The 26,965-nt window shown below is 54.1% G+C and carries 26 protein-coding genes; 5 read left to right on the top strand and 21 right to left on the bottom strand.

What is annotated here, in order from left to right; translation table 11 throughout:
* Nucleotides 1-2 precede the first annotated feature (2 nt).
* Nucleotides 3-911 (bottom strand): cysteine synthase CysM, encoded by a 909-nt coding sequence (gene cysM, locus HZS80_RS01045; protein WP_179914865.1) that lies wholly within the window; start codon nucleotides 909-911, stop codon nucleotides 3-5.
* Nucleotides 912-1,002: 91 nt separating this feature from the next.
* On the opposite strand from cysM, the gene HZS80_RS01040 reads away from it, so the two are divergent.
* On the top strand, nucleotides 1,003-3,735 hold the full coding sequence (locus tag HZS80_RS01040) for an ATP-binding protein (RefSeq protein ID WP_035566116.1): 2,733 nt from the start codon (nucleotides 1,003-1,005) through the stop codon (nucleotides 3,733-3,735).
* 62 nt (nucleotides 3,736-3,797) lie between these two features.
* On the opposite strand, the gene acpS is transcribed toward HZS80_RS01040, so the two are convergent.
* The 7 genes from acpS to lepA all read right to left on the bottom strand — a co-directional run bounded on the left by acpS (nucleotide 3,798) and on the right by lepA (nucleotide 10,123).
* Nucleotides 3,798-4,178: a holo-ACP synthase gene (acpS, locus tag HZS80_RS01035; RefSeq protein WP_008956759.1), complete on the bottom strand. Its 381-nt coding sequence runs from the start codon at nucleotides 4,176-4,178 to the stop codon at nucleotides 3,798-3,800.
* Between the two features lie 62 nt (nucleotides 4,179-4,240).
* Nucleotides 4,241-5,077 carry a pyridoxine 5'-phosphate synthase gene (gene pdxJ, locus HZS80_RS01030; RefSeq protein ID WP_179914864.1) on the bottom strand — a complete coding sequence of 279 codons (837 nt, stop codon included), beginning with the start codon at nucleotides 5,075-5,077 and terminating at the stop codon, nucleotides 4,241-4,243.
* A gap of 52 nt (nucleotides 5,078-5,129) precedes the next feature.
* On the bottom strand, nucleotides 5,130-5,825 hold the full coding sequence (recO, locus tag HZS80_RS01025) for a DNA repair protein RecO (RefSeq protein WP_035566121.1): 696 nt from the start codon (nucleotides 5,823-5,825) through the stop codon (nucleotides 5,130-5,132).
* Nucleotides 5,826-5,833: 8 nt separating this feature from the next.
* The gene (era, locus tag HZS80_RS01020) at nucleotides 5,834-6,733 is read right to left on the bottom strand and encodes a GTPase Era (RefSeq protein ID WP_008956762.1); all 900 of its coding nucleotides are present in this window, start codon (nucleotides 6,731-6,733) and stop codon (nucleotides 5,834-5,836) included.
* The gene (gene rnc / locus HZS80_RS01015; protein WP_035566125.1) at nucleotides 6,730-7,422 is read right to left on the bottom strand and encodes a ribonuclease III; all 693 of its coding nucleotides are present in this window, start codon (nucleotides 7,420-7,422) and stop codon (nucleotides 6,730-6,732) included. Before rnc ends, era begins: the two co-directional genes overlap by 4 nt.
* A 67-nt stretch (nucleotides 7,423-7,489) precedes the next feature.
* The gene (gene lepB / locus HZS80_RS01010) at nucleotides 7,490-8,293 is read right to left on the bottom strand and encodes a signal peptidase I (protein WP_008956764.1); all 804 of its coding nucleotides are present in this window, start codon (nucleotides 8,291-8,293) and stop codon (nucleotides 7,490-7,492) included.
* A 15-nt stretch (nucleotides 8,294-8,308) separates the two neighbouring features.
* A complete protein-coding gene (lepA, locus tag HZS80_RS01005; RefSeq protein WP_035566127.1) occupies nucleotides 8,309-10,123 on the bottom strand; it encodes a translation elongation factor 4 in 1,815 nt (604 codons plus the stop codon).
* A 284-nt stretch (nucleotides 10,124-10,407) separates the two neighbouring features.
* Between lepA and HZS80_RS01000 the strand changes: the two genes are divergently transcribed.
* Entirely contained in the window at nucleotides 10,408-10,908 is a 501-nt protein-coding gene (locus HZS80_RS01000) for an MgtC/SapB family protein (protein ID WP_179914863.1), read from the top strand.
* Nucleotides 10,909-11,052: 144 nt separating this feature from the next.
* On the opposite strand, the gene HZS80_RS00995 is transcribed toward HZS80_RS01000, so the two are convergent.
* From HZS80_RS00995 to rpoE, 5 genes are all read right to left on the bottom strand, one after another.
* The gene (locus HZS80_RS00995; protein ID WP_035566131.1) at nucleotides 11,053-12,477 is read right to left on the bottom strand and encodes a DegQ family serine endoprotease; all 1,425 of its coding nucleotides are present in this window, start codon (nucleotides 12,475-12,477) and stop codon (nucleotides 11,053-11,055) included.
* A gap of 120 nt (nucleotides 12,478-12,597) precedes the next feature.
* Entirely contained in the window at nucleotides 12,598-13,047 is a 450-nt protein-coding gene (locus HZS80_RS00990) for a SoxR reducing system RseC family protein (RefSeq protein WP_281372496.1), read from the bottom strand.
* Between the two features lie 34 nt (nucleotides 13,048-13,081).
* On the bottom strand, nucleotides 13,082-14,113 hold the full coding sequence (locus tag HZS80_RS00985) for a MucB/RseB C-terminal domain-containing protein (RefSeq protein WP_082072588.1): 1,032 nt from the start codon (nucleotides 14,111-14,113) through the stop codon (nucleotides 13,082-13,084).
* Between the two features lie 55 nt (nucleotides 14,114-14,168).
* Nucleotides 14,169-14,894, bottom strand: coding sequence for a sigma-E factor negative regulatory protein (locus HZS80_RS00980; RefSeq protein ID WP_179914861.1), 726 nt, complete (start codon nucleotides 14,892-14,894; stop codon nucleotides 14,169-14,171).
* A 297-nt stretch (nucleotides 14,895-15,191) separates the two neighbouring features.
* Nucleotides 15,192-15,791, bottom strand: a complete 600-nt coding sequence (gene rpoE, locus HZS80_RS00975; protein ID WP_035566137.1) for an RNA polymerase sigma factor RpoE — start codon at nucleotides 15,789-15,791, stop codon at nucleotides 15,192-15,194.
* A 391-nt stretch (nucleotides 15,792-16,182) separates the two neighbouring features.
* On the opposite strand from rpoE, the gene HZS80_RS00970 reads away from it, so the two are divergent.
* On the top strand, nucleotides 16,183-17,259 hold the full coding sequence (locus tag HZS80_RS00970; protein ID WP_179914860.1) for a 3-deoxy-7-phosphoheptulonate synthase: 1,077 nt from the start codon (nucleotides 16,183-16,185) through the stop codon (nucleotides 17,257-17,259).
* A 91-nt stretch (nucleotides 17,260-17,350) separates the two neighbouring features.
* On the opposite strand, the gene dinG is transcribed toward HZS80_RS00970, so the two are convergent.
* Together dinG and rhlB are read right to left on the bottom strand one after the other, a co-directional pair.
* Nucleotides 17,351-19,480 (bottom strand): ATP-dependent DNA helicase DinG, encoded by a 2,130-nt coding sequence (gene dinG / locus HZS80_RS00965; RefSeq protein ID WP_179914859.1) that lies wholly within the window; start codon nucleotides 19,478-19,480, stop codon nucleotides 17,351-17,353.
* 5 nt (nucleotides 19,481-19,485) lie between these two features.
* Complete coding sequence (rhlB, locus tag HZS80_RS00960; RefSeq protein ID WP_035566143.1) at nucleotides 19,486-20,760, bottom strand: ATP-dependent RNA helicase RhlB; 1,275 nt, start codon at nucleotides 20,758-20,760, stop codon at nucleotides 19,486-19,488.
* Nucleotides 20,761-20,904: 144 nt separating this feature from the next.
* Here rhlB and HZS80_RS00955 point away from each other — a divergent pair, with 144 nt between their 5' ends.
* Nucleotides 20,905-21,159, top strand: coding sequence for a hypothetical protein (locus HZS80_RS00955; RefSeq protein ID WP_035566145.1), 255 nt, complete (start codon nucleotides 20,905-20,907; stop codon nucleotides 21,157-21,159).
* Entirely contained in the window at nucleotides 21,159-21,986 is an 828-nt protein-coding gene (gene xthA / locus HZS80_RS00950) for an exodeoxyribonuclease III (RefSeq protein ID WP_035566147.1), read from the top strand. Before HZS80_RS00955 ends, xthA begins: the two co-directional genes overlap by 1 nt.
* Before the next feature lie 16 nt (nucleotides 21,987-22,002).
* Here xthA and HZS80_RS00945 read toward each other — a convergent pair whose 3' ends face one another.
* Genes HZS80_RS00945 through HZS80_RS00920 form a run of 6 tightly spaced genes read right to left on the bottom strand, consistent with a single transcriptional unit; the run spans nucleotide 22,003 to nucleotide 26,911 of the window.
* Entirely contained in the window at nucleotides 22,003-23,064 is a 1,062-nt protein-coding gene (locus HZS80_RS00945; RefSeq protein WP_179914858.1) for a tetratricopeptide repeat protein, read from the bottom strand.
* A gap of 4 nt (nucleotides 23,065-23,068) precedes the next feature.
* Nucleotides 23,069-23,845: an energy transducer TonB gene (locus tag HZS80_RS00940; RefSeq protein WP_179914857.1), complete on the bottom strand. Its 777-nt coding sequence runs from the start codon at nucleotides 23,843-23,845 to the stop codon at nucleotides 23,069-23,071.
* Entirely contained in the window at nucleotides 23,842-24,249 is a 408-nt protein-coding gene (locus HZS80_RS00935) for an ExbD/TolR family protein (protein WP_035566153.1), read from the bottom strand. The genes HZS80_RS00940 and HZS80_RS00935 overlap by 4 nt, the downstream gene beginning before the upstream one ends.
* The gene (locus tag HZS80_RS00930; protein WP_035566155.1) at nucleotides 24,242-24,784 is read right to left on the bottom strand and encodes a MotA/TolQ/ExbB proton channel family protein; all 543 of its coding nucleotides are present in this window, start codon (nucleotides 24,782-24,784) and stop codon (nucleotides 24,242-24,244) included. Before HZS80_RS00930 ends, HZS80_RS00935 begins: the two co-directional genes overlap by 8 nt.
* Before the next feature lies 1 nt (nucleotide 24,785).
* Complete coding sequence (locus HZS80_RS00925) at nucleotides 24,786-26,132, bottom strand: MotA/TolQ/ExbB proton channel family protein (protein WP_035566158.1); 1,347 nt, start codon at nucleotides 26,130-26,132, stop codon at nucleotides 24,786-24,788.
* Nucleotides 26,129-26,911, bottom strand: a complete 783-nt coding sequence (locus HZS80_RS00920) for a DUF3450 domain-containing protein (RefSeq protein WP_035566160.1) — start codon at nucleotides 26,909-26,911, stop codon at nucleotides 26,129-26,131. Before HZS80_RS00920 ends, HZS80_RS00925 begins: the two co-directional genes overlap by 4 nt.
* Nucleotides 26,912-26,965 lie beyond the last annotated feature (54 nt).

Here is a 26,965-nt window from a genome sequence, read left to right as displayed (position 1 = left end):
GGTTATACTCCTGGGGCAAATAGGCCAGTAGAGAGATAGCGGTCACCGCGGTCACAGACAATAAACACAATCACCGCATTTTCTGTTTGCTCGGCAATGCGCAGCGCGCCTGCCAAACTACCACCTGATGAAACTCCAGCCAGAATGCCCTCTTCACGGGCTAGACGACGCATATGCTCTTCGGCTTCTTGTTGGCCGATATCAAGTGTGACATCCACCCGGGGCGCTTCAAAGATGGCGGGGAGGTACTCTTTTGGCCAGCGGCGAATACCAGGAATGCTGGCGCCATCGGCGGGCTGCAAACCGACAATTTGGATAGCCGGGTTTTGCTCTTTTAAATAGCGTGACACGCCCATGATAGTGCCCGTGGTGCCCATTGAGCTTACAAAGTGAGTCACTTCGCCACCGGTTTGTTGCCATACTTCAGGGCCGGTGGTGCGATAGTGCGCCAACGGGTTGTCTGGGTTGGCGAACTGATTGAGCGGTTTTCCCTCGCCACTGGCGATCATGTCATCCGCTATATCCCGAGCTTCCTCCATGCCGCCGGCTTTACTGGCAGAAATGAGTTTGGCCCCATAGGCTGCCATCGCCTGCTTACGCTCTTCCGAGGCGTTTTCCGGCATCACGAGTACCATTTTGTAGCCTTTGATCGCCGCCGCCATGGCCAGTGCAATGCCGGTATTACCTGACGTTGCCTCAATCAGCGTATCACCGGGGGTAATATCACCACGGGCTTCCGCCTCGCTGATCATGGAGAGTGCGGGACGATCCTTGACCGAACCCGCCGGGTTATTGCCTTCAAGCTTAGCCAGCAGCGTATTGTTGCGACCGGCGCTAATGCGCGTCAGGCGCACTAATGGCGTGTTGCCAACCACATCCTCTAACGTGGGATAGCCCTTAAGATCGTTCATGAAAATTCCTTATCGTAACCGTTATGCTGCATTATATCGGTGCTGTCTTGACCTGGACAGGCAACCTCATTGAATCAGCGAGCTTCTTTTCATGTCATTGAACACCCGTCTTCTGTTTGCCCTACTCGGTTTCCCGCTCCTGGTGTACGCCATAATGGCCGTACTGCTGGTCATACAGAGTGGTACGGAAGCTCGGGCGGCACAGCAAGAACGCTTGGAAAATGCTGGCGAGCTGTTGTCACCCAGTGTTGCTGACGCAGTCGCACAGGGTGATTCTCAACGTCTTGAGGCCCTGGCCCGCCAACTTCTCACCATGAGAGGATTACGGGCGGTAGCGCTCTTTGATGCGCAAGGCGATCGTCTTTTATTACTGGGCAACGCTGCACGACCCACTCTGGAAGCGCCCGCTAACAGCCAACTGCTCATGGAAGAAGAGGCTTGGCGACTGCGCTTACCGTTAGAGGTTACCCAGCCTAATACAAGTCCAGCCAGTGCGGTCAGTGATAGCGCAGGCTGGCTGGTTATCGAGATGGACACCCGAGCGCTCACCCTGGGGCGTTATAAATTGATCGCTAGTCTTAGCTTAGGCGGTATGTTGCTGGGCCTGCTGATGTTTTTAATCGCCTTCGCCATCAGTCGCTATGCCACCCGCCCTATCGAAGAAGCTAACCAAGCGCTTTATCGCCTATCCCGCGGTGACTATCGGCTACATCTGATGCCTTCTAATGCGGCGGAACTTAACCACCTGACTAGCCACATTAATACCCTCGCTGAACACTTTCAGCAGGCCCAGCGGGATATGCAAACGCAAATTGAGCAGGCCACCAGCGAACTGCAAGAATCCATGGAAACCATTGAGGAGCAGAATATAAAGCTCGATTTGGCACACCGCAGCGCTTTGCGGGCGAATGCGGTGAAATCCGAATTCTTAGCCAACATGAGCCATGAGATTCGCACCCCACTCAACGGCATTATTGGGTTTTGTCGGCTGCTGGGCCGTTCATCGCTGGATACGCGCCAGCAGGAATGGTTGCAGCACGTCCATCGCGCTTGCGACAACCTGCTTATGTTGGTTAACGACGTGCTCGACTTTTCCAAGCTTGAGGCCAATCGCCTTACTCTTGAAGAAACGGATATCGATATCGTCGCGCTGGTTGATGAAGTGATTGGGCTTCACGCGCCTGAAGCCCAGCGCAAGCAGTTACACTTAGTGGCGATGGTGTATGACGATGTCCCTACACCGCTGAGCGGTGATCCGTTGCGTATTCATCAAGTGTTAAATAACTTGATTGGTAATGCGCTCAAGTTCACTCATGAAGGTGACGTGATTGTGCGTGTCATGCTGGATAACCAGGAAGGCCAGCATGTCGTGCTTAACCTCAGCGTTAGTGACACCGGGATTGGTCTTAGCGATGCCCATCAGAAGGCCTTATTTAGCGCCTTTTCCCAAGCTGAACCCAGCCATTCACGCCAGTTTGGCGGCAGTGGCCTGGGGCTTACTATCTGCCGCCAGCTTATTGAGCGCATGGGCGGCGAGATTGAGCTGGAGAGTGTACTGGGCCAAGGCACCACTTTCTCCTTTACACTGCCCCTACTGGCTCACAAAGCAATCGAACGGCCGGCGGAGATTAGCCTAGCCAACCCCACTATTTGCCTCTATGAAACCCATGCGCCTACCCGACATGTGTTGGAGCATTTGCTGCAACGCTGGGAAGCGCAACCGATTGCGTTTGATGCCTCTGAACCGGCACAACTGCTTATATTGGGGTTGGAACACAGTGATTATACGCCCGAACGCCACCGCTACTGGCAAAAAGTCATTGATCAAACGCCTTGCCCTGTATTGATTTTAGCCAACGGCAACAGTCTTGACCTGCCCCCTTTGCGATTACCCCAGGGCGGTGAAACGCTTTACAAACCCTTTTCACGCGCTCAATTGGTGGCATCGCTTAAGCAATTACTGCTACCGGTGCTTGTTTCCTATGACAAGCCTGAGCCGTTAGCTGCTCTGCCAGCGTCGACTCAACCGGTCAAGTTGCTGATTGTGGATGACAATGCGCCGAACCGTGAGTTGCTCAAAAATATGCTTGAAGATCCCGCCCTGCATATCACGGCATTAGAAAGTGGCCACCAAGCACTAGAGTTTGCGCGAACCAGCAATGTGGACATGGTGCTGATGGATATCCGCATGCCTGGCATGGATGGTGTACAAACCACCCAAGCGTTGCGCAGGCTTAGCAGCACTTGGGCTCGCTGCCCCATTATAGCGGTCACCGCTCATGTCCTCAGCAGTGAACGCCAAAAGTGGCTCGCCGAAGGCCTTGATGACGTCCTGATAAAACCCATTGATGAGGCACAATTACATCAACTGCTTCATCGCTTTTTGGGGGTTACTCATCGGCTAGCCGACAGTAATGCAACGCCTCCTTCAACGAGCAGTAGCAAAACCGCTATTAAGTCATTTAGCCACACGACGCCCGCCAAACTACTCGTTGTGGATCTTGAGATAGGCGCACGCCTAGCAGGCGGTAAAGAGTACCTCGCACGGGAGCAGCTAAAACGTTTGATCGACAGCTTGGACGAAAGTGAACAACACATGCGTAGCGCTTTTGCGCAACAAAATTTGCCGATGCTGCTCGATTGGGTCCACGGCTTGAATGGCGCCAGCCGTTACTGCGGCGCACCGGAGCTGGCATTGCTGGTAGAGACGCTGGAAACACGGCTGCGGACCAGCGGCTTAGACCATGTAGAAGAGCTACTGGAGGACCTATATCAGGCAATGGCACGACTAAGAGCACACCGCCCGTTTTTACTCAGGCCCTAAGCCAATAAATAATGCCTAAAGACCAAAAACCAAAGACAAAAGCTTCGCCCGGTCTTGGCTGGCTATGAGCGTTCCAACACCACAAAAGCAACCGCGTACTCGGCTTCGTCACTCAAGGTGATATGACTCGCCGTGACGCCTGCCGCCTGGAGTAGCCGCTCTGCTTTACCGTCAAGCACGAAGTAAGGCTTACCCAAGGCATCATTAAGCACCTGGATATCACACCACTGCATTCCGTGGCGCAGGCCAAGCCCTAGCGCTTTAACAAACGCCTCCTTGGCAGCAAAACGTTTGGCGAGGAAAGCGGCAGGCTGGGATTTCTGCAGCCAAAGCGTATGCTCTTCAGGCCCTAAAATTCGCTGCGCAAAGCGCGGGCCGTGCCGCTGCACGGCCCGCGTAAAGCGCTCTATACGCGCTATATCGGAGCCAATACCCACAATCATCGCCTAAAAAACCTCTTAGTAGGGACTCCTGAATAGCCAATCTCTGGAGAGTCAATCTCTGATCAATGCCCGCAACAACCGTGATGCACATGATCTTCTGTATGTTCATGTTCATGTTCGTGCTCATGATCGTGGGCATCGAGAGCTGCCATTAATCCCGCCTCTTGGCCTGCGATAGTCAAGCGTTTCATTTCTTGTACGGCCTCTTTCAGGCCAACAAACAGCGCACGGGCAATAATGGCATGACCAATATTAAGCTCGTTGACGCCTGGCAATGCCGCAATAGCTTCAACGTTATGGTAGTGCAAGCCGTGACCAGCATTGACCACCAATCCTAGTGAAACAGCATGCGTGGCGGCAGCTGTTAAGCGGTGATACTCCGCATTTGCCGCTTCGCTGCCTGGCCGAGCTTCAGCATAAGCGCCCGTGTGCAGCTCGATGGTAGGAGCTCCAGCGCGCTGGGCAGCGTCAATTTGCGCTACGTCAGGGTCGATAAACAAAGAGACGTCGCAGCCCGCTGCGCTCAGCCGCTGGCAGGCACTGGCAATGGATTCAAAGCCGCCGACCACATCCAGGCCACCTTCAGTAGTCAGTTCTTCACGCTTTTCAGGTACCAAACAAACGTGGGCTGGGCGCACTTCTTCAGCCAGCGCCAGCATCTCTTCGGTAACCGCCATTTCCAGATTCATGCGGGTATTAAGCACTTCAGCCAGAATGCGTATATCCCGAGGCTGAATATGACGACGGTCCTCACGCAAATGCACCGTAATACCATCAGCCCCCGCCTCTTCAGCCACTAGCGCGGCTTGAACAGGGTCAGGGTAGCGGGTACCTCGAGCCTGGCGAAGTGTCGCAATGTGGTCAATATTGACGCCTAACAGTATCCGAGGGGGGTGCATAATGCCTCCAGCGCAGCGATAAGAAAGAGATTGTGAGTAAGAAATTCAACCATTAGGGACGATGGCGGCGGCGCGCTAAATCGAGCATTAATTCCCGCGAGCGTAAGACGGTGGAACCCAGGTGCGGTGCCAGTGCGGCACGCATCACCGCCTTCAAAGCGTTAGCGAGCCCATCATGCTGCCAGTCACCCTGTTCAATATAGCGCAGCGTGCGGCCATCTAAACCGCGTTCGGCCGGGGAAAAAGCGCGCGTCGCTGCATCAAAACGATAGCGCAGCTGGGGATCCAAAACGCTACCCTCCGGTGTTGTAAACTGCGGCGTTGCTTCCAGCGCTTCCAATAGCGCCCACTCATAACGGCGCAACGCCAACGCCCTCTCAGCGGGCGCTGGCAATGCTTCCAGCAGCGCCGTATAAAAGGCGAACACATCAGGGGCTGGCAACTCTAGCGGCAATAGTCGGGTGGCGATCTCATTGGCGTAAAGCCCACATAGCAAGCCTTCACCCGCTAATAATGCCGTTTGGCCGCGTGATTCCATCAGCGTCAGCCGCTTTAAATCACGGCTGCCCTGCCACGTCACGAATAGCGGTGTAAAAGGCTGCAAACGTTGTCGCGATTTTGATCCGGGCCGTTGCCCACCATGGGCTACAGCACGCACTCTGCCGTGGTCAAGGGTTAGTAGATCTACCAGCGCACTGGTTTCACGGTAAGGCCGGCGATGAAGTAAGAAAGCCGGCTCAGGCGCCATCGCTACACTCAATCGAGGTCGTAACCCAGGCTTTTCAAGGCGCGCTCGTCATCCGACCAGCCACGCTTCACTTTCACCCAGAGATTCAGCATGACTTTGGTGCCCAGCGCGCGCTCCATATCAAGGCGTGCTTCACGACCAATACTCTTGAGCCGATCGCCGTTTTCGCCAATCAAAATAACTTTTTGACCCTGCCGCTCAACCAGGATGAGTGCGCTGATATGTGTCACACGCTCGGTCTCGCGGAACTCTTCAATCTCAACGGTCATCTGGTAAGGCAACTCATCACCCAACTGGCGCATTACTTTTTCACGTACCAGTTCAGCGGCCATAAAGCGCAGACTTTTATCGGTGATCTGGTCTTCAGGGAAGAAGTGAACGCTTTCAGGGAGATGCTTGGCCACCTCCTCTTCCAAGGTATCCACCTGGGTGCCATGTTTAGCTGAAATTGGCACGATGGCGGCGAAGTCGCGTCGAGCACCCACCTCAGCCAACCACGGTAAAAGATCACCTTTCTCGCCGAGACGGTCGACTTTATTGACCGCCAAAATAACCGGCGCTTTGACGTGTTCCAGACGCTTCAATACCGCTTGGTCTTCTTCGGTCCAGCGAGTGCGGTCGATAATAAACACCACACAATCTACGTCACGCAGTGCCTGGGTAGCCGCCTGGTTCATAAAGCGGTTGATCGCCTTATTACGGTCCTTGGACATGATGTGCATGCCCGGCGTATCGACGTAGATGAACTGGGTCTCATTCTCCGTTTTAATACCCATTACCTTGTGGCGCGTGGTTTGTGGGCGCCGTGAGGTAATCGATATTTTCTGCCCCAAAATACGGTTCATGAGGGTCGATTTGCCCACGTTGGGTCGGCCGACGATGGCAACGAATCCGCAGGTTTGGCTCATGATTTTTCTCCAGGGCTTTTTTCAAGGTACGACAGTGCTTCTTCTGCTGCTTGCTGTTCAGCATGACGGCGGCTAGGACCTTTACCAGTGGTATGCTCAACCAGCAGGTCAATGTAGCACTCCACGGTAAAGGTCTGGGCATGCGCCTCGCCCTTCACGCAGACAACTTCATAGCGCGGTAAGGCGGCTTGACGCGACTGCAAAAACTCCTGCAACCGCGTTTTGGGGTCCTTTTGGGTATCTTGCAACGAGATATTTTCCAATCGCTCTGCATACCAATCCAATACACGGTCACGCACCACATCCATACCGGCATCCAGATAGATAGCACCAATGATGGCTTCAACCGCATCCGCCAGGATCGATTCACGGCGATGTCCACCGCTTTTCATCTCACCAGAGCCTAGCCGCAAGCACTCACCGAACTCCATTTCCCGGGCAAGCTCCGCCAGCGTTTGGCCTTTCACCAACCGCGCACGCAGGCGTGAGAGCTGACCTTCACGAGCCTGGGGGAAGCGTTGAAACAGCGCCTCGGCGATCACGAAATTGACAATGGAGTCACCCAGGAATTCCAGGCGCTCATTGTTACGACCACCGAAGCTTCGGTGGGTCAAGGCCAATTCCAATAGCGTATCGTCGCCAAAGGTATGGCCGATTCGTCGGCAAAAAGCGTTCAGGGAATTACTCACAGCTCTCCTACGTCATTGACGTTAACTAAAGGGACATAACTGACTAACCACAATCTAAGCAGGTGCTTCATTCAATACGCCGCACGCTGGTAAAACTCGGCAACCCGCCATCCCAATGCATCCAGACTCCAAACGCACGGCCAACAATATTCTCTTCCGGCACAAAGCCCCAATAGCGGCTGTCGTTGGAGTGGTCTCGGTTATCACCCATCATGAAATAGTGCCCTTCCGGCACTTCTACTTCACGCATCTGCGGGCCTGGGTCTCGTGGGTTGTTATAAATAAAGTGCTCAGCGTCGCCAAGTCGTTCAGCTAATAATAGCTGCTGGGGAGAACCTTCGGGGCCCTCTTCAATCAACTCTTTAGCCACCGCCTCCCCGTTGATAAAGAGCTGCTTGCCTTCATAACGGATACGATCCCCTGGCATACCGACCACCCGCTTGATGAAATTCACCGACGGTTCACCTGGGAAACGAAACACCATCACGTCGCCACGCTCGGGATCATCTACTTCGATAAAGCGCGTATTCACCACGGGTAATCGTAGTCCGTAAGCAAATTTGTTGACCAGAATAAAGTCGCCCACTTCGAGTGTTGGTCGCATCGAGCCCGAGGGAATTTGGAAGGGCTCAATGACAAAACTACGCACCACCAGCACAACCAATAGCACCGGAAAAAATGAACGTGCGTAGTCGACTGGCCAGGGTTCTTTAAGCAGTTTTTCACTGGTAGCAGGATCAAGCCCTTCCTTGGTATTGGCCTCTGCTGTGGCGAAACGTTGACGGCGCTTGGGTTTTAATACCAGCACGTCCAACAGGTAAACAACGCCCGAAAGCGCAACGGCAAGTACCAAAAGTAATGAAAAATCCATGGGTGGTGTTCTTTCCTAGTCGTTTACCTTGAGCACAGCAAGGAAGGCATCCTGGGGAATTTCCACACGCCCCACTTGTTTCATGCGTTTCTTACCCGCTTTCTGTTTCTCGAGCAGTTTCTTCTTACGGCTGACATCGCCACCGTAACACTTGGCGGTCACGTTTTTGCGTAGTGCCTTGACCGTCGAGCGAGCGACTACCTGGCCACCGATAGCGGCCTGGATGGCCACATCAAACATTTGCCGCGGTATAAGCTCTTTCATTTTTTCCACTAGCAAACGACCGCGATGATGGGCATGGTCACGGTGAATAATGACGGCTAATGCATCGACTTTATCACCGTTAATGAGTACGTCTAAACGTACCAACTTGGCTTCTTCAAAGCGTTCGAAGTTATACTCAAGCGATGCATACCCTTTTGAAATAGATTTCAGGCGATCAAAGAAGTCCATGACCACTTCTGACATCGGCAGTTCGTAGGCCAATTGAATCTGGTTGCCTAAGAACTGCATATCCCGCTGTGTACCCCGGCGCTGTTCACACTCGGTAATCACGTTGCCCACATACTCCTGGGGAACCAGGATGCTGGCGCGGACAACTGGCTCGCGCATTTCATCTACGTCGGCCATATCGGGCAGCTTGGAGGGGTTGGAGACGTAGTTAACGTCGCCATTTTTCATCGCTAGTTCATAAACAACCGTTGGCGCCGTGGTGAGCAGATCAATATTATACTCACGCTCCAGGCGCTCTTGAACAATCTCCATGTGTAGCGTGCCAAGAAAGCCCACCCGGAAACCGAAGCCAAGAGCATCGGAGTTCTCTGGCACATATTCAAGCGAGGCATCATTAAGGGCCAGTTTTTCTAGCGCATCGCGGAAATCTTCGTAATCATCCGCGCTGACCGGGAACATACCGGCATAAACCTGTGGCTTCACTTTTTGGAAACCAGGTAAGCGCGCGACGTCAGGGGTTTTAGTATGGGTAATCGTATCGCCCACCGGTGCCCCGTGAATCTCCTTGATGCCCGCGACAATAAAACCAACTTCACCGGCACGCAGGATATTAGTCTGTTTACGCTGCGGGGTAAAAATACCTACTTCCGTCGTGCCCCAATCGCGGCCCGTCGATTTAATACGGATCTTATCGCCTTTGCGCAGCGTTCCATCAAATAGACGCACCAGTGAGACTACGCCGAGATAGTTATCAAACCAGGAGTCGATAATGAGCGCTTGTAGGGGTGCATCGGGATCGCCTTTGGGTGGCGGAATATCACGCACCAAGCGTTCAAGCAGGGCATCGATGCCAATACCGCTTTTAGCCGACACCCGGCAGGCATCGGTCGCATCAAGCCCGATGATCTCCTCGATTTCCTGAGAAACCTTGTCACAATCAGCCTGCGGCAAATCGATTTTGTTAAGCACCGGCAGGACTTCCAGGCCTTGTTCAATCGCGGTATAGCAGTTGGCCACCGACTGGGCTTCCACGCCTTGCGCTGCATCTACCACCAGCAGTGCACCTTCGCAGGCGTAGAGCGAACGCGACACTTCGTAAGAGAAATCAACGTGCCCCGGCGTATCGATAAAGTTGAGCTGGTAAACCTGGCCATCGGCAGCCGTATAATCCAGCGTCACCGACTGCGCCTTGATGGTAATACCACGCTCGCGCTCAATGTCCATGGAATCGAGCACTTGCTCTTTAAGCTCACGTTCCGTTAATCCTTCACAGGTCTGAATCAAACGATCAGAGAGCGTCGACTTACCATGATCAATATGTGCGATGATAGAGAAATTTCGTATATGCTTGATTTTACTATCGTTTTCTTGGGTCATTTGCCAATTTAATCCGGGTATGTAGGCAATCGAGTACGATTAAAAAAAGTACCTTGAAATGCGCAGTCGAAATTTGGTGTCATTGTACCGTTAGCGGGGTTCCGGTGCTATGTTCATCAAAAAATGCCAAAAATAACCGCTACCTAAACACCTTGCTAATGTTCTACACGTACTCCTTATCAACCCTTGTGCAGGCATAAAGGCAAGCCAGCTTTACCTATTTCATAGTGTTGGCTTGTTCCTATACTAGGTTTTTTATTGGATGAGCTTTAAAAAGGAATGCCATGGAAACCGAAATCTCCATCCTGGATATGCTAGCCCGCCTGCTTGTTGCCTCTGGCCTGGCCCTGTGTCTTGGCTTGGAACGGGAGCTTCGTGGCAAACCCGCGGGGCTTCGTTCTCATATGCTGGTGTCACTTGGCTCGTCTGCGTTCATCATTGTTGGCATGAGCGTGCTGTTTGCCACGGGTGAAGGGGATCACGCGGCAAGTATTGATCCTAATCGTGTTGTTGAGGGAGTGATTGGTGGCATAGGTTTTTTGGGTGCTGGCAGTATCATCCGCAGTGGCGCCCACATTGAAGGGATTACCACTGGCGCCTCGATTTGGCTGGCTGGTGCTGTCGGCGTCGGCGCGGGCATCAATAATTTCCCATTAGCCGTTATGGTCACCATTTTGGGATTAATCATCATGGTGTTGTTAGGCCGTTTCGAGCACGACATGATAGAGAACCTTGTTGATAAAAAAGGTAATAATAAAGAACGTAGAAAAAGGAACGAGGAGTGATCAAAAGAGGCAAGGGGCAATAAAGTGGTCGGGGAGAAATAGAGGTCAACGGAAATACAGTCTAGCGAGCTTAATTATCGAGTGAGGCAGGTTAGCAGCCATAGTCCGGCGAGAACCGCCGGACTATGGGTAACAACAGACGGATTATTCTAGGCGAAGCGCTACAAACAGCGAACGACCCTCGCGGAACAGGCGCAACGGAATGGCACGATCAGTGGGCAACTCTTCGACAATGCTCACTAACTCCTCTGAAGAAGAGACGCTGCGATGATCGATACTTACCAGTACATCCCCAGGCCGAATCCCCGCTTTAGCTGCCACGCTATCTGACTCAACTTGGCGAACTACCACGCCACCTGAGATATTCAGCTGCTCACGCATAGCATCATCAATTTCAGCCACCATTACGCCAAGACGTGTTTGGTTGTTGCTAGTGGCTTGAGCAGTTTGCTGCTCGGCGTCCGGCCAACTGCCCAGCTCTACTGATTCGGTCAGCTGTTCACCATCACGCATCAAGGTAAGCTCTACCTCGGTACCGGGCGCACCTTTGCCAATTAGACGCGGCAGTGAGCTTGAGCGCTCAACCTCTTCACCATTGACTTCAAGAATGACATCACCAGCCTGGAGGCCACCCTGCGCGGCGGGGCCTTCGGGATCAAGGTCAGCAATCAGCGCACCAATCGCACTCTCCATGCCAAACGACTCAGCCAAATCTTCGGAGACCGGCTGGATCATGACACCTAACCAGCCGCGATTAACTCGGCCATCTTCACGAAGTTGCTCGGCCACATCCATGGCTACGTTGATGGGGATCGCGAATGAGACACCCATGAAACCGCCGCTACGAGTAAAGATTTGTGAGTTGATGCCGACCACTTCGCCCTCAAGATTAAACAGCGGACCACCGGAGTTACCGGGGTTGATCGCCACATCCGTTTGAATAAAGGGAACATACGCATCACGCGGCAAGGTACGATTGATTGCACTGACGATACCCGCCGTGACGGAGTGATCAAAACCGAAAGGCGAGCCAATCGCAGCTACCCATTCGCCAACTTTGAGTTCGTCAGAATCGCCCAGCGTCAGTGTTGGTAGGTCATTGGCCTCTATTTTAAGGAGTGCCACATCGGTTTGTGGGTCACTGCCAATCACTTGGGCACTCAACTCACGTCGATCATTGAGCCGCACGAGAATCTCATCAGCGTCTTGAACAACGTGTGCGTTAGTCATCACGTAGCCATCTTCACTAATAACGAATCCAGAACCTAAGGATTGACGCTCCTCACTACGTCCTTGTCCATTGCTAGGCGGCGCGGGGAAGCTATCGCCAAAGTTATCACCAAAGAAATGGCGGAAAATTTCCGGGATTTCCTGACCGCCGAACCCTTCAAAACCCGGGACGCTGCTACGCTGAACCGTTCTACTGGTAGAAATATTGACCACCCCAGGGGCGGCATCCTCTACCAGCTCGGTAAAATCGGGCAAACCCTGAGCGCTGGCCGCTTGGCCAAAGGTTAGCAACGCCACCACGCATACCCAGAGGGTGGAGGGGAGAATCAAGCGCTTCATGCAAGAGCTCCTACTTAAGGTGATAGTAATCGAAGGCAGATCAATAACTCACAGCAACGTTCATAGAAACAGTTAATAGAAACAGTTTATAAAAAAGTGCCGGAGAACTAAATTAACCTTCTAATTGACCAAGCGAGGACGAAAGCGTTCCCCTCGTCCACGCATTAGGTAGTTAATACTTAACGCACCGCCTACCAAGGCGATAAAAAAGATCAGTGGCGGCAGCCAAATTGAGGCACTAACACGCGAGACTAAGCCGGATAACAACAGCGCTAACAGTAAAGGCAGCCCATAAACAAAAAAAGCGAGCAACGTGACGGACGCACTTGGCAAGCTTATGGTGACCAAATCCCCTAACGGATAGCGCTGCTCAATATCTCGGGCTGACTCAGGAATTGCTATAGCAATGTGCTGGTTGTGCCGACGTGCTAACAACCCCAAACCGCAACCTCTTCCCTGTGCACACTGCTCACAGTTCCCTCGGGCAGACATTTCTACAATAAGATGCTGGGGCTTAAACCCTACAACGGTGCCAGTGCGCAATAGAGAGGAGCATGCAGTAGGGGCCATCATTTCATTTCTCGACAGGCGTAAAACGAAAACACTAAGGTTTGCCCTCATCTTGGCTATCACTACTGGCCTGAGATTGAAGCGAGTCAAAGTTGATGGAACGGACGATCCGTTGGAGTGTTACTACAGGCAGCTCACCAATAGCCACCATTTGCCAACGGCCTTCAGCGCTCATTGTATGCTCAATGGCGACAGCAGAAACACCCAGTTGCTGGACGCCTTCTTTTAAAGCGGTAGTAGCATCAGAGGAAAGAGGCTCCACAAAGATACTTACCGTCGCTAAACCGTCGCTATAGACTCGTTGACGCCGATCATTGCCGGTAAAATTAATCGGCTGTGTAACAAACCCTTCGGGCAACCAGGTAACTTGCCAGGGAGTACCCAACACGACCTTAGAATCATCTACCCTAACGATCCCAGTATACTTTTGAGGGGATTGAAGCTGAGTGATTTGAAAAGTTTCAATGATTCGACCCTGCTGATCAATGAGCACATGCTTTAGCAATAGGCCGGTGTCTTGATCTAGCCACCACTCATGGGAAAAACGCCATTGATCGCGAGGCTCAAACATTAGTTTAACCGCTTCACGACCAGCAACACGCGCGTTATCTTCAAGCTCAACGGAATAGAACTGCTCGAGGTGGGCGGCCCACCGCGCTGGCGAAGGCAGCTCACCAGTGCTGTCCTCTTCTGTCCAGGCTAATCGCCCGACTGGCGAGCGTCGCTCGATACTGACAGAAGGACCATCTAAATACTGAACTACCTGCTGTCGGATACCGTCTTGAATTCGGTGTGAAAGCGCAAGAGTGCGCACCCCGATTGGATCAATAGCGACGGCCCTTGCTTGGAAGGCATAACAGTGGCTGGCCCACAAACCACGCTCAAGCCACTGTGTTGCGCTGCTAGGCGCCTGCAGCGAAGCCACTGCACATTCATAACCAGCGTGGCTTTCTGATTGTTTATTTATGCTATCTGCATAGACATCAAAAGAGAGCATACAAGCTACAGCTGCTAGCCCCCATGCTCGCTTAGTCCGCAGGGCAACCATCATATTGCGCACTTCCATCTCGCGCACTCCCCGCTCACCTAATAGGCGCTATGAAAAAGCCCGTCATTGAGGCTTAACGCTGCCCTAGTGGCTCAGTTACTGCAGAAGAACGCATCAGCGGCATCCAGCTGTCACCACTACCGTAAGCAGCACTTTGGGTGTGCTGTTTTAAGTAAGATTGCAGTAAGCCAATCTGATCAACATCAATGTTTGTGCCTTGTGAAGCGGTTACTCCCTGAGGAGTCTGCGCTGAGAAGCCAGCTTCACTAATATTCATCAAGCCGCTTTGACCTGACTGCCCGCTAAGCCTAAACGGCGTAGGTTCAAACATCGGCATATCTGCACGCCCAGCAACTGCCGACTGAGACGCCAAACTAACGGGTTGCACTTGAGTACCCCCATTGGTATTAGAAGCAGTCGTTGCAATGTCGCCACCTTGACCAACCGGCGAATCATTGCCAAAGAACTGCACACCTGTAATGACCATCAAGGAGACAGCAGCAGCAACGCCAGCACCACGGGCAAACGAAATCCCGCCAGCGCGATGGGCCACTTGGTCTGAGCCTTGCGTTATAGGAGCAGGCTCGTCGCGCAATCGGGCCATGATGCCAGCAGAAAGATCAACGCTTACATCGACACCCTGCTCACGCTGCATCATGCTGCGCGCAAGATGGTAGCGGCGCCAAGTATCGGCGGCGTCATCATCGTTAGGCAGCGCCTTCAACACTCGGCGAAGCTCTAGCTCATCACTTTCGCCATCCATCAACACCGAAAGTGATTCCCGTGTGTTTTGACTCATACTTCACACCCTCACACTGTTTAAAAGAAGTACTGGCATGGCGGTCACTCTGAACAGGCGCCATCACGCCGACGACTTCCAAGGCCAAGGCTCCGTTGCACGCTACTTAGGATATCCACCTAACTAGGTTACAACGCTAAGCTCATGACGCTTTGCACATTGATACAGCCATTGTGCTCATCAAGATAGTCATGCTTTATGACGCTAAACGTGCCAGACAGTTCACAAAAAAAGTAAAACCTTCATTTTTTGTGATGGCGACTCAAAGCGATCACTTAGCCCTTCTACTAGTGACCGTTATTCATCGCGACTGTTCCTGGCCGTCGATACTAACGGACGAATATGCTCATCCACCGCTTCCCGAGCGCGGAAAATTCGTGAACGAACGGTACCCACCGGACACTGCATTACCTGAGCGATATCTTCGTAAGCAAGACCATCAAGCTCTCGCAAGGTAATCGCTGTGCGCAGATCATCAGGTAAGTTGGCAATAGCTTGGTAAACCGCTGCTTCAAGCTGGTCTCTAGCAATGGCCGCTTCCGGCGATTCCGAATCGGCCAATCGTCCACTTTGATCGATCATTTCAGCATCAACAATATCTAGATCGCTGCCCGGAGGACGCCTGCCCCGCGAGACCAAATAATTTTTGGCAGTATTGATAGCAATACGGTACATCCAGGTATAAAACGCGCTTTCGGCGCGAAACTTGCCCAAGGCGCGATACGCCTTGATAAATGCCTCCTGAGCGACATCCTGAACTTCAGAGTGATCATGAACGTAACGACCGATCAGGCCGATAATTTTGTGCTGGTACTTTTTTACCAGCAAATCGAAAGCGCGCGTATCGCCTTTTTGGGCACGTTCCACAAGCTGTTGGTCTGTTTCCCGAGTGCCCATTCACACGCTCCTCCAGCTCGTACGGCGTGCGCCGAGCCCCATTCCTATTAGCCCTGACAAGTGGGCGTTCACAGCAAGCAGCATAGCGTCCCTTGGGCATTGATTAATAATAGAGTGAATAAAAGAGCGAATACATCGCCCGTATATGTTGTTGCATTTTATAACGGTACCGAATTTTAAAGACAGGGCCCAGTTAAAACAGAGCCTCAGTGTTGCGCGTTCCGTGCAGGGCATCAAGCACTTAGCTCCTTTCACAAAACCCTGTGGCTGACACTTTTAATGCTGCTATAGTTCCACAACAATTGATTTTTACCTCCCCGGCAAGCGATAGTAGACGCCACTTTTATCGTCCCTTCACTTTTTCAGCCATTACGCAAGCACAGGTAGCAAGATGTCAGAACAGCAGGTTAATAACCTTAACGTCCTCGCTCAAGACGTTCTCACCACGCCAGAAGCGCTCAAAAAAGCCGTACCATTAACCGATGCGGCTGAGCGCACCGTAATAGAAGGACGTAAAACCATCCAGAACATCCTGGATGGCACCGACCCAAGATTATTGGTAGTGGTCGGCCCTTGCTCAATTCACGACGTGGAGGCGGCGCTTGATTATGCCCGCCGCCTTCGCAAACTTGCCGATCAAGTCAGCGACAGCCTGTATATCGTGATGCGCGTCTATTTTGAAAAACCGCGCACTACGGTGGGCTGGAAAGGCCTGATAAACGACCCGCACCTCAACGACTCTTTTGAGATCGATGAGGGGCTACATATCGCTCGAAAACTGCTGGTCGATCTCGCTGAAATGGGCTTACCGCTCGCTACCGAAGCTCTCGACCCTATCTCTCCCCAGTATATGCAAGACTGCATTAGCTGGTCAGCGATTGGCGCTCGCACCACCGAGTCTCAGACCCACCGGGAAATGGCTTCCGGCCTCTCCTGTCCGGTCGGCTTTAAAAACGGTACCGACGGCAGCCTGGATGTGGCGATTAACGCGCTTCAGTCCGTGGCCAGCCCGCACAATTTCCTGGGTATTAACCAAGCAGGCCAGGTGGCCATTATTCGCACCCGAGGCAATGCCTACGGCCACGTTGTTCTACGTGGCGGCAACGGCAAGCCCAATTACGATAGCGTAAGCGTTACCCTGGCGGAAAAAGAGCTCGAGAAAGCCAAACTATCACCCAACATCATGATTGACTGCTCCCACGCCAACTCCAACAAGGACGCAGCGCTACAGCCGTTAGTATTGGAAAACGTTACCAACCAAATCCTGGAAGGCAACACCTCCATTATCGGCCTGATGGTTGAATCCAACATTGGCTGGGGCAATCAAAAACTGACCCAAGACCTTAGCCAACTACAGTATGGCGTTTCCATCACCGATGCCTGCATCGACTGGGACACCACGGTGGAAACCTTCAACTGCATGAACGACAAACTGGCCGCCACCCTGGCCAAGCGCATTGCTAAGTAACACCAACACCGTTGTAGCTGTATTAAGCTGCTATCAAATCCCCCGCCGCGGCGGGGATTTTTGATTGTTTCCCAGAATATTGAATAAGCGGCTAGCGACTAATTTCGCGCCGAAATGGCGGCAGTGCATCCAGCAGTGCTTGCCCGTAACGGCGGGTAATCACCCGCTTATCCAGCAAAGTGATTGTCCCACGATCACTCTCTTTGCGAATCAAACGCCCGCAGGCCTGCACCAGCTTAATAGACGCATCAGGCACGCTAATGCGCATAAATGCATTGCCACCCTGACTCTCTATCCACTCCGCTAATGTAGCGCCCACCGGATCGTCGGGTACCGCAAAGGGTAGCCGCGTAATCACCACGTGCGTCAAATAGTCGCCGGGAAGATCGATCCCCTCGGCAAAGCTCGCCAAGCCAAAGATGATACTCCCCTCCCCCCTATCCACCGCCGCCCGATGGCGCTCGATTAACTCGCGTTTTGGCAGTGCATCCTGAGCTAGCACTCGCTCTTTCACACTCACGGGCAGTGCTTTATCCACCGCACGCAGTTGGGCACGGGAAGAGAACAGCACTAGCGCCGCCTCTTTGTCGGCCAACTGCGAGACAAACGTCACAATCGCCCGCTCATGGGCTTCTCTGTCACCAGGGTCAGTAGCCTCTTTAGGCACGCGCAGGACCGCATTGGCGTAATCAAAGGGGCTCGGCAGCGCCTGATAGCGGTAGCGATTCGCCAAGCCTGCACGCTCCTGCAGGCGCTCAAAGCGCCCCAATGCGGTCAGCGTTGCCGAAGTGACCACCGCCCCATGACAGCGTCCCCATAAATGCTTGGCCAGGGTATGCGCGGCTGAAACGGGGCTGGCCGAAAACTCAATTTCCGGCTCCCCCGCTACCCGGCTTAGGGTAATCCAACGGGCGCTGGGCGCCTCGTTAGCCACATCCTGCTCGCTAAACGCCTGCCACAAAGCATGCGCTTCTAGCGCTCGGCCATGAAGCAACGCGACGAGCGGCAGCCAGGTTTCTGCCTGCTCTCGATCGAGGCCGGTCTGCTTATCGGGATCAAGGCTTTCGCGCAGAATATCGCTGATGCTTTCCAAACATCGCGATAGCGAGGCGAACATCACCAACAATTGCTGCGCCTGTTCCCGCAGAGCGTCGGGTACTTGACCCTTCTCAAAACGCGATTGATGAGTGGCTTCTTCGTCGGCCAAGCCGTTTGGCCGCTCCGCCAGTTGATGCCCCATGCTAAACACATCGCCCAGCGCGGGTTCCAGGTTATGAATCAGCTCCGGCAAGCTCACTAACAGCCGCGACACCGTTGGTTGAATGGCTAACGCCTGGTGCAGATCGGTCAAACTGCTTTTCAGCGTTTTCAGCCAGCGCAAGCAGCCATGTACTGCAAAGCGGTGGGCGAAATGGGAAAGCGCCTTCTCGGGCAGGTGGTGGCCTTCATCGAAAACAAAAATGCAGTCCGCCGGGTCTGGCAAAATAGCGCCACCACCCAAGGCTAGATCGGCCAGCACGAGGTCGTGATTGGCGACGATCACATCCGCGTTTTCAAGCTCACGACGGGAACGAAAAAACGCGCAGGCACCAAAGTGCCCACAGCGCCTGCCCGTACACTGGCGATGATCCACCGTCAGCCGCCGCCAGTGGGCATCCTCAATTGCTTCTGGCCAATTATCACGATCCCCTTCCCATTCGCCCTGTCCATAAGCTTGCGCCATATCGCTGGCAATGACCGTAAAGTCACTACTTTGCGTTTGCAGCGATTGCTCAAACAGAGAGAGCGTTGGGTTGGGTTCAGTGCCTTCGAGCGCCTGATCCAAACGCGCCACGCACACATAGCGACCACGCCCTTTGGCTAATGCGTAGCGAAAGGCGATACCGCTGTGGCTAGCGAGTGAAGGCAAGTCCTGATTAAGCACCTGCTCTTGGAGAGCGACCGTGGCCGTGGAAATAATCAGCCGCTTGCCGCGCGCTTTCGCGATGGGCAAGGCGGCGATTAGATAGGCCAGCGTTTTTCCAGTGCCGGTGCCCGCTTCAAGCACACACACATGAGTATCGCTTGTACGCTTACCTTCGCTGTCGCTTTCTATATTGCCCAGCGTCCGGGCGATTTCGGCGATCATCATACGCTGGCCGTAGCGTGGTGTTAGCTCAAGGGTATCCACCACGCGACGGTAAGCGTCTTGAATCTCGCTTTTGAGGGCATTATCCAGCATGCGGCTTAGAGCATACCTTCCGGCGGATGCACGCAGGGAAGCTTGTCGTTGATATAGCGTTCGATTTCCGGCAATGAGAACGCATCCTCTTCGCCAACGAAGCTAATCGAGACACCCTTGGCACCGGCGCGACCGGTACGACCGATACGGTGTACGTAGTCTTCCGGGTCTTCGGGCAGGGTGTAATTGATAACGTGGCTGACGTCTTCAATGTGAATACCACGACCAGCAACGTCGGTCGCAACCAACACCTGAATTTCGCCTTCGCGGAAGCTTTCCAGCGTTTTGATACGCTGATTCTGAGGTACATCACCTGACAGCATCGCCACGCTTACGCCCGCTTTTTTGAGCAGATCGTCAAGCTTGCGTACCAAGTCGCGGCGGTTACCAAAGACCATGACGCGCTCAAAGCTTTCTTGCTGAAGCAGATTGACCAGCAAGCGCTGCTTGTCGTCATCAGACACCAAATACACACGCTGGTCGATATCCGCCTGGTTCTCAACGGTCACTTCGATCTCGACGTGTGCAGGATCAAGCGTCCACTGGCTGGCGAGATTCAAGATGTCGTCGGTAAAGGTGGCCGAGAAGAGGAAGGTCTGGCGCTCCTCTTTCTTCGGCGTGTAGCGAATAATCCGCTTCACGTCGGGAATAAAGCCCATCGACAACATGCGGTCGGCTTCATCTAACACCAATACTTCGACCTCACTGAGGTCGATATCGCGCTTCTGATGGAAATCCAACAGGCGCCCAGGTGTTGCCACCAGGATATCGATCTTGCTGCCCAGGCTTTCACGCTGCTTCTGGTAGTCCATACCGCCGACCACACTGGCCACATTGAGCTGGGTAAATCGTGCTAACGCTTTAGCATCTTTTTCGATCTGCAACGCCAGCTCGCGAGTAGGCGCAATAATCAAGGCGCGCGGCGCACCTGGCTTTTGACCATTGGGTGTTGGCTCTTCAAGAAAGTAAGCCATCACAGAGATCAAAAAGGCCGCGGTTTTACCGGTTCCCGTTTGCGCCTTACCGACAATGTCACCACCCAATAGCGTTTGGCGCAGGGCCTCGGCTTGAATAGGTGTGCAGTATTCAAACCCTTGGGCGTGAATAGCGCGCATTAATGTCAGCGGCAGATCAAAGTCATGAAAGCGCCACTTACCGGCCACGGCGGGCACCTGAAACTGACGAAGATCCCAGTTCGACTGGCGACGACGCGGTTTACGGCGGCGGCGCTTTGGCTTGCGATTCTGGGCCGGGGCTGTGGTCTGTTCCGACTCGCTCATAGGCTGTCTATCTGTCCATTGCTGTGGAAGTTGGCTTCTTGACGTGCGCATTGTACCAGGGCTTGGCGATAAGAGCGCGCCCTGCTGTCGAAGGAGTCCCAAGGCCTGTTAGAATAGCCGTCAAATCGACGTAAGGAGCGCGACATGACGCGTAAGAAAAAAACTCGTTCACTGGCCGACAAGGTAACTATTCGTACCGGCCGGCGTAAAGATTATAAAAAATGGCGCCACGACAACCCTGACCAAGTGGCTCCATCGCGCCGCTTTGTGGCAAAAAAGCAGCAGCAGCGCAAACTTCAGGCAGTGAGAAAACTTGCTCGCCAGCAGAGTGGGCAGGATATCGCTATTCACCCTGACAAAGGCAGTGAATCCGACAATCCCAAGGGGAGCGATTCATAATGCGCCTGGTTTCGTTCAACATTAATGGCATCCGAGCACGGCTTCACCAATTACAGGCGTTGATCGATACTCAGCAGCCGGACGTAATTGGACTTCAGGAAACCAAGGTGCAGAATAGCGAGTTCCCGATCGCCGACGTGGAAGCCATGGGTTACCACGTCTTTTATCACGGCCAAAAAGGCCACTACGGGGTTGCCTTACTGTGCCGTCAGGCACCTCAAGAAGTGTTTTATGGCTTTCCCGATGATGATGAAGACGCCCAGTGCCGCATGATCGGCGTTCGCCTAGTCGCGGAAGATGGGGAAGCCGTGACGGTATGGAACGGCTATTTCCCTCAGGGCGAAAACGTTACCCATCCCACTAAGTTTCCCAACAAAGAGCGCTTTTATGGCCAGCTAGCGCGGCTGCTCAACGAGCGGTACCGCCCTGACGAGCGGCTAGCCATCATGGGCGATTTTAATATATCGCCGGAAGACCAGGACATTGGCATCGGCGAGGCCAACCGCAAGCGCTGGCTGCGTGAAGGCAAAACCAGCTTTCAACCCATTGAGCGCAAATGGCTCGAAGGCATCAAAGCGTGGGGGCTTACCGACAGCTATCGCATCAGCTATCCGCAAAGCGATGACCGCTTTAGCTGGTTTGACTACCGCTCAAAAGGGTTTAACCAGGAGCCCAAGCGTGGCCTGCGCATCGACTATATTCTCGTCACCAAGGCGCTAGCCGAGCAGGCCACCGGCGCAGGCATTGACTACGACCTGCGCGGCATGGAACGCCCCTCTGATCACGCCCCCACCTGGAGTGACTTCGCTCTTACGCTTAAGCCGTAGCCTTTAAGACAAAAAACTAGTTGAAGCTAGCCAGCCACTGGCCGGCTTCTTCATCGCCTAGCTCTGCGGCGCGGACAAATGCTTGCTGCGCTTGCTTATTTTCACCCCAAGCGTAAGCAAGCTGCCCATAAGATCGCCAGTCGGTGGCTGTTTGGGTGTACTGAGCCAAGGTTTGCCAAGCATCCAGGGCTTTCTCAACGTCTTTAGCCTGCTGCCAAGCGTTCGCCAATAAACGCAAATTTGACTCATCGCGGACAACATCACCCTCTTTTAGCGCCTCCTCAAGGTGCTCGGCTGCTCGGGCGGGAGTGCCGCCTGCCAAATGGAGCTGGATCAACAGCCAGCGATCTTCCGGCTCGGTTAATTTACCTAACTGCCACGCCATCTCCCACAGACCAGCGGCCACACCAGGCTGACCTGCCTGCTGTGCAAGACCTGCCGCTTGGCGCCAATCAGAGAGATCGCTTTGCGAATCCAATCCATCCAACAGCCAACCCAAAGCCTGCTCACTTTGCCCAGCATTGCGATAAATCGCCAATGTTAAAGCCTGCTGCGCTTCAGTTAACTCGGCTGTCTCACTAAGTGCCTGTTCAAGCCAGTTGGCGGCCTCCTCCCAGCGCTCCTGCTGCGCCAGCAGGCGGGTTAGCTGCCAAACGGCATTACTATCTTGCTGATTGGCTAACCACTCAGTGAGAAGCTCAATAGCTTGATCGCGCTGCCCGGCAGCACGACGCAGTGAAGCTTCTTCACGGAGCCAGCGGGTAGCCTGATCGTCATCAACACCACTTAACCCACGCGCAATTGCCAACCGATCCGCTGCCGCAGCAGGCTGATCCTGTCGCGCCAAGGCGCTTGCAGCCAGCTGTTGATAGAGCGCACTAGCCCATTGATCCGATTGATTACCCGAGGCTAACCGCTCCGCCTGGGCGGTGGCACGCTCGACAACGCTGCTTAGCGCTCCCTCTTGCAATTGGCTCTGCAGCGCGTTGAGGTCGGCAATAATATCCCCAGGCAATGCGGGACTCGCCTGCGCTGAAAGCGACCAGACGCTTAGCAATAAAATTAAAAGACGCTTCATGTTGCTACCTCAACTGAAACTCGATCCGCTGGGTGGCATTGCGTAACCGATCACTGGGCTCAAATTGCCACTTAGCAATCGCGTCCCGCGCGGCATCATCAAACACCCGACGCGGCTGCGCGCTGGTAACCCGTATAGAAGAGCTGTCGACACTGCCATCACGCCGAATCGTAAAGGCCACTTCTACAAAGCCTTCCATACCTCGGCGCTGGGCACGGGGCGGGTAATTTGGACCAACTTGGTTCGTCGGTGTCACCTGGCCCACATTCACCGGCTCATTAGAGGGCACTGGCTGAGCTTCCGGGGCGGCCTCACGCACGGCGGGTGCAGAATCCACTGACGCAGGGGCAGGGGCTGCCCTAGGAGCTGCCTCGACAGGTTGCTGTTGCGGGGTCGGCTCTGGTCTCGGCTCAGGAGTAGGTTCGGGCCGGGGTTCCGGTTTCACTTCCGTTAGCTCCGGGAGTTCGCTGTCCATCTCAACCGGCTCAACGGGCTCATCCGGTAGCTCTACTTCCGGCAAACTAATCGTGCTTTCCGCTACCGGAGGCGGCTCGGGTGCGGGCATGGGCGGCGGCGCTTGCTGTGGCGCGGCTTCTACAGGTTGAGGCGTAGGTGCCTCCTGCTCAGGAGCTACTTCCGGCGCTTCAACCATGGTCATTGCCATGCTCATGGTTAGCTCCTCAGGCTCACGCTCAGGTGGAGCTACCAACTGTGCCAGCAGCCAGAACAGCCCCACCGCCAGCACGACACCCCCTAATAACGACAGCAGGTGCCGCATCATGACCCACTCCGACTCGCCGCCACCGCCACTTGGTCAACGCCCGCCTCACGCAAACGATCCATTACCTCGATCAGCAAGCCCGTGGTGGATTCGCGATCCGCCTGAATAACCACCGAGCCATCGTCACTCAGCATATCAGCGACCTGCTGGCCGACCCGGTGAACATCCACCGGACTGCCATCTACCCATACGGCGCCTTCCGGTGAAATCGCTACAAGCACCTGGGCGTCTGGGCGCGGCGTCGCAGCGCTGGATTCAGGGCGATCAATCTCCACACCGCTCTCTTTAACAAAGCTAGTAGTGACGATAAAGAAAATCAGCATGATAAATACCACGTCGAGCATGGGGGTAAGATTCACCTCATTACTCTCTGCAGTGGTTTCTATAGAACGGCGTCTACGCATCACTTTCCTCCAGTGCCCGCGCCAAGCGATCTTGCAGCCGCTGGTCTTCACGACGAATGACGTGCTCTAAACGACTAATAAATAAAAGCCCCACCACCGCAATGGCCATACCGGTTAGGGTCGGCAGCGTCGCACGGGCGACACCGTCCGCCATGGCACGCGCTTGATGCGTTTCGCTTAGGGAAAGGCTATCGAACACGCTAATCATGCCGGTCACCGTGCCTAACAAGCCCAATAAAGGGCACAGCGCGACCAGCAGTTTCAGCCATGGCAAGGGTTTACGCAGTCTAGCGACCAGTGCCTCTGCCCACACATGACGTAACGTACGAGCGCTCCAACTGGTATGGTCGCTGCGCGCCGTCCAACGGCGCAGTAACTGACGCCGCGCGATACGCCAGGTAATTCGGTAGTACCACCAGCGCTCCATGGCCATGGCAAATACCAACACAGCCACCACTGCCAGCACGACCAATACCGCGCCGCCCGCCTCCACTAAGCGCTCAACGGGTTCGAGCCAGAGAGGAAGAGTGGACATATCAGTTCACCGCGGGCGTGTGAGATTCGAGATGATCTGCCAATGTCGCGCTCGCCTGCCCTTCAATCACATGGGTTAAATAGCGGCTACGACCCGACAAGGCTGTCTGCACGAACAGCAGCGGCACGGCGGTAATCAAACCGAGTACAGTGGTTACCAGTGCTTGGCTAATACCGCCCGCCATCAGTTGCGGGTCGCCGGTGCCAAACACGGTAATCGCCTGGAAAGTTACGATCATGCCGGTGACCGTACCCAGCAAACCAAGTAACGGCGCAATCGCGGCCAGCAATTTGACCATTGGCTGGCTTCGCTCCAGTTTTGGCAGCTCAGCCAGCACCGCCTCATCCAAACGTGCTTCCAGCGCTTCAGGGGTCTGGTGTTTGTCCATACCTTCAAAACGCAGCAATACACGCCCCAGTGGGTTGTTAGGTTTTAACTGGTTAAGCGACTGACGCTGTCGATTAACACGCAGGCTAACAAGCACTAAATAGAGGTACTGCCCTAACCCAATGATCAGACCTAAAATACCTAATGCAACGACCACATAACCAACATAACCGCCTTGCTGGAAACGCTCCCACAGGCTGGGCTGCTGGGCTAGGGCTTCCAGCACGCTGCCCTGAGTAGGATCAACAGCGAAGACATGGCTCTCGCCCTGGTAGTAATCCGCTAGTAACCCGCCAACGACATCAGGTGTCCGCGGCAATACCACTAGGTTGCCGTCATTTTCTCCCCGCTCTAAAAGCTCGTTTTCGGTAAATGCTGCGAAATCTCCAAGCCGCACCAACTCACGGGTGGTTACTTCGCCGTTAGCATCGGCGACAGGCAGTGAAAGGCGCTCAGCGAGGCCCGTACGCGCCGTTAATGCCGCCAAGCGATCCACCACCTCTTCCAATTGATGGCGTTCGAGCACTTCGACTTCATCCAAACGTGGCGGCAGCGTCCCTTCTTCTAGGGAAAGCAAACTCTCGTCACCCAATGCATTGCGAATTTCTGAGCTATGCCGGGCAAGGTTAGACAGCAGCCCTGTCAGTGCCTCGCCCTGCTCCGCCTGACGCTCGCTTAACTCCCTGGCTTGATCGGTTTGCTCTGCCTGCTGGATCTCTAACGCTTCATGCTGCTGCTGAGCCTCTTCGTGCTCAGTCCGGGCTTGCTCCAGCGCAGACTCTAATGCTTGCTGGTCGTCTAAAAATCCCACTAAACGCTGCTGGTCACGCGCTTCAGCCGCTTCTCGTGCTTCACGCAGCGACGTTGCGCTTTCGGTTTGTGCCATTGATGCGCCACTGATCGCTACCAGCCCTAATATCAAGCAGGCATAAAAAAGTTGACGGAGAGTTGGTCGACTCATGGTTGCTCTCCCTGCTGGTCATTCGCACTGATTGAGAGCGGCAAGGTTAATAAATCCGGAGCGCGCTGATCTTTCGCCATTCGCAGCCCATTGCGCACTTCACGCAGGTACTCGTCATCAAGCGGCTGCCATCCACCGCTTTCAGCATTCCACACCCCGCCTTCGCGCCCATCAGGGGTTAGATAATAAAAACCGATACGACCAACACGTAAAAAATCCACTTCACGTTCGCGGCCATCCTGGCTTAAACGACCCCGCCAGCTATCCATCTCACGGCCATAATCGAGCTCGACGCGCCAGGCTTCGAGTAGCCCATTAATGCGTTCAATGGTATTTTCGCCCTGTTCATCAGGCTGACGCTCAACCCGTGCCAGCCGCTCCTCGCGTAGAAACGGCAGGTCACGTTCAATCCATTGGCTGAGCTGAACAGACATATTTTGTTCAATCACAGGCAGCGCTGCACGCGTCTCTTCAAGCGTATCCAAAGCAGTCGCCAGACGCTGCTGGCGTTCGGCTTCTTCCGCTAAACGCCCGGTCAGTGAGGCATTTTCAGCGTCTAACTGGCGTGTTTCGCGCTCTAAGCGGCGTAGCTCTTGTAGTTGCTCACGCGTTTGTTCATCGGCAGCATCAATTTGCGCCTGAAGTGCTGCCTGGGTTTGCTGGGCTTCTACACTTTCGGCCGCTTGAGCCACTGCTTGTTCACTTGCCAGCAGCGTGCCACTGGCCAGCACCCCCGCTAGCCACCATCCACGTAAGGCAAAAAAAGGCCTGTTCAGCACGTCGACTCTCCGTCACTGAGTAGCCAGCGGCTGTCACCGCCCGGCTAAAAACTA

The sequence above is a fragment of the Vreelandella glaciei genome, from assembly GCF_013415125.1.
Taxonomy (GTDB): Bacteria; Pseudomonadota; Gammaproteobacteria; order Pseudomonadales; family Halomonadaceae; genus Vreelandella; species Vreelandella glaciei.
Note: the sequence above shows the minus strand (reverse complement) of the source record. Positions and strands in the feature narration are given on the sequence as shown.

Excerpts from the sequence above, each read along its gene's own strand:
- cysM (WP_179914865.1), bottom strand. The coding sequence starts at position 911 with ATGAACGATCTTAAGGGCTATCCCACGTTAGAGGATGTGGTTGGCAAC.
- HZS80_RS01040 (WP_035566116.1), top strand. The coding sequence starts at position 1,003 with ATGTCATTGAACACCCGTCTTCTGTTTGCCCTACTCGGTTTCCCGCTC.
- acpS (WP_008956759.1), bottom strand. The coding sequence starts at position 4,178 with ATGATTGTGGGTATTGGCTCCGATATAGCGCGTATAGAGCGCTTTACG.
- pdxJ (WP_179914864.1), bottom strand. The coding sequence starts at position 5,077 with ATGCACCCCCCTCGGATACTGTTAGGCGTCAATATTGACCACATTGCG.
- recO (WP_035566121.1), bottom strand. The coding sequence starts at position 5,825 with ATGGCGCCTGAGCCGGCTTTCTTACTTCATCGCCGGCCTTACCGTGAA.
- era (WP_008956762.1), bottom strand. The coding sequence starts at position 6,733 with ATGAGCCAAACCTGCGGATTCGTTGCCATCGTCGGCCGACCCAACGTG.
- lepB (WP_008956764.1), bottom strand. The coding sequence starts at position 8,293 with ATGGATTTTTCATTACTTTTGGTACTTGCCGTTGCGCTTTCGGGCGTT.
- lepA (WP_035566127.1), bottom strand. The coding sequence starts at position 10,123 with ATGACCCAAGAAAACGATAGTAAAATCAAGCATATACGAAATTTCTCT.
- HZS80_RS01000 (WP_179914863.1), top strand. The coding sequence starts at position 10,408 with ATGGAAACCGAAATCTCCATCCTGGATATGCTAGCCCGCCTGCTTGTT.
- HZS80_RS00995 (WP_035566131.1), bottom strand. The coding sequence starts at position 12,477 with ATGAAGCGCTTGATTCTCCCCTCCACCCTCTGGGTATGCGTGGTGGCG.
- HZS80_RS00990 (WP_281372496.1), bottom strand. The coding sequence starts at position 13,047 with ATGGCCCCTACTGCATGCTCCTCTCTATTGCGCACTGGCACCGTTGTA.
- HZS80_RS00985 (WP_082072588.1), bottom strand. The coding sequence starts at position 14,113 with ATGGAAGTGCGCAATATGATGGTTGCCCTGCGGACTAAGCGAGCATGG.
- HZS80_RS00980 (WP_179914861.1), bottom strand. The coding sequence starts at position 14,894 with ATGAGTCAAAACACACGGGAATCACTTTCGGTGTTGATGGATGGCGAA.
- rpoE (WP_035566137.1), bottom strand. The coding sequence starts at position 15,791 with ATGGGCACTCGGGAAACAGACCAACAGCTTGTGGAACGTGCCCAAAAA.
- HZS80_RS00970 (WP_179914860.1), top strand. The coding sequence starts at position 16,183 with ATGTCAGAACAGCAGGTTAATAACCTTAACGTCCTCGCTCAAGACGTT.
- dinG (WP_179914859.1), bottom strand. The coding sequence starts at position 19,480 with ATGCTGGATAATGCCCTCAAAAGCGAGATTCAAGACGCTTACCGTCGC.
- rhlB (WP_035566143.1), bottom strand. The coding sequence starts at position 20,760 with ATGAGCGAGTCGGAACAGACCACAGCCCCGGCCCAGAATCGCAAGCCA.
- HZS80_RS00955 (WP_035566145.1), top strand. The coding sequence starts at position 20,905 with ATGACGCGTAAGAAAAAAACTCGTTCACTGGCCGACAAGGTAACTATT.
- xthA (WP_035566147.1), top strand. The coding sequence starts at position 21,159 with ATGCGCCTGGTTTCGTTCAACATTAATGGCATCCGAGCACGGCTTCAC.
- HZS80_RS00945 (WP_179914858.1), bottom strand. The coding sequence starts at position 23,064 with ATGAAGCGTCTTTTAATTTTATTGCTAAGCGTCTGGTCGCTTTCAGCG.
- HZS80_RS00940 (WP_179914857.1), bottom strand. The coding sequence starts at position 23,845 with ATGATGCGGCACCTGCTGTCGTTATTAGGGGGTGTCGTGCTGGCGGTG.
- HZS80_RS00935 (WP_035566153.1), bottom strand. The coding sequence starts at position 24,249 with ATGCGTAGACGCCGTTCTATAGAAACCACTGCAGAGAGTAATGAGGTG.
- HZS80_RS00930 (WP_035566155.1), bottom strand. The coding sequence starts at position 24,784 with ATGTCCACTCTTCCTCTCTGGCTCGAACCCGTTGAGCGCTTAGTGGAG.
- HZS80_RS00925 (WP_035566158.1), bottom strand. The coding sequence starts at position 26,132 with ATGAGTCGACCAACTCTCCGTCAACTTTTTTATGCCTGCTTGATATTA.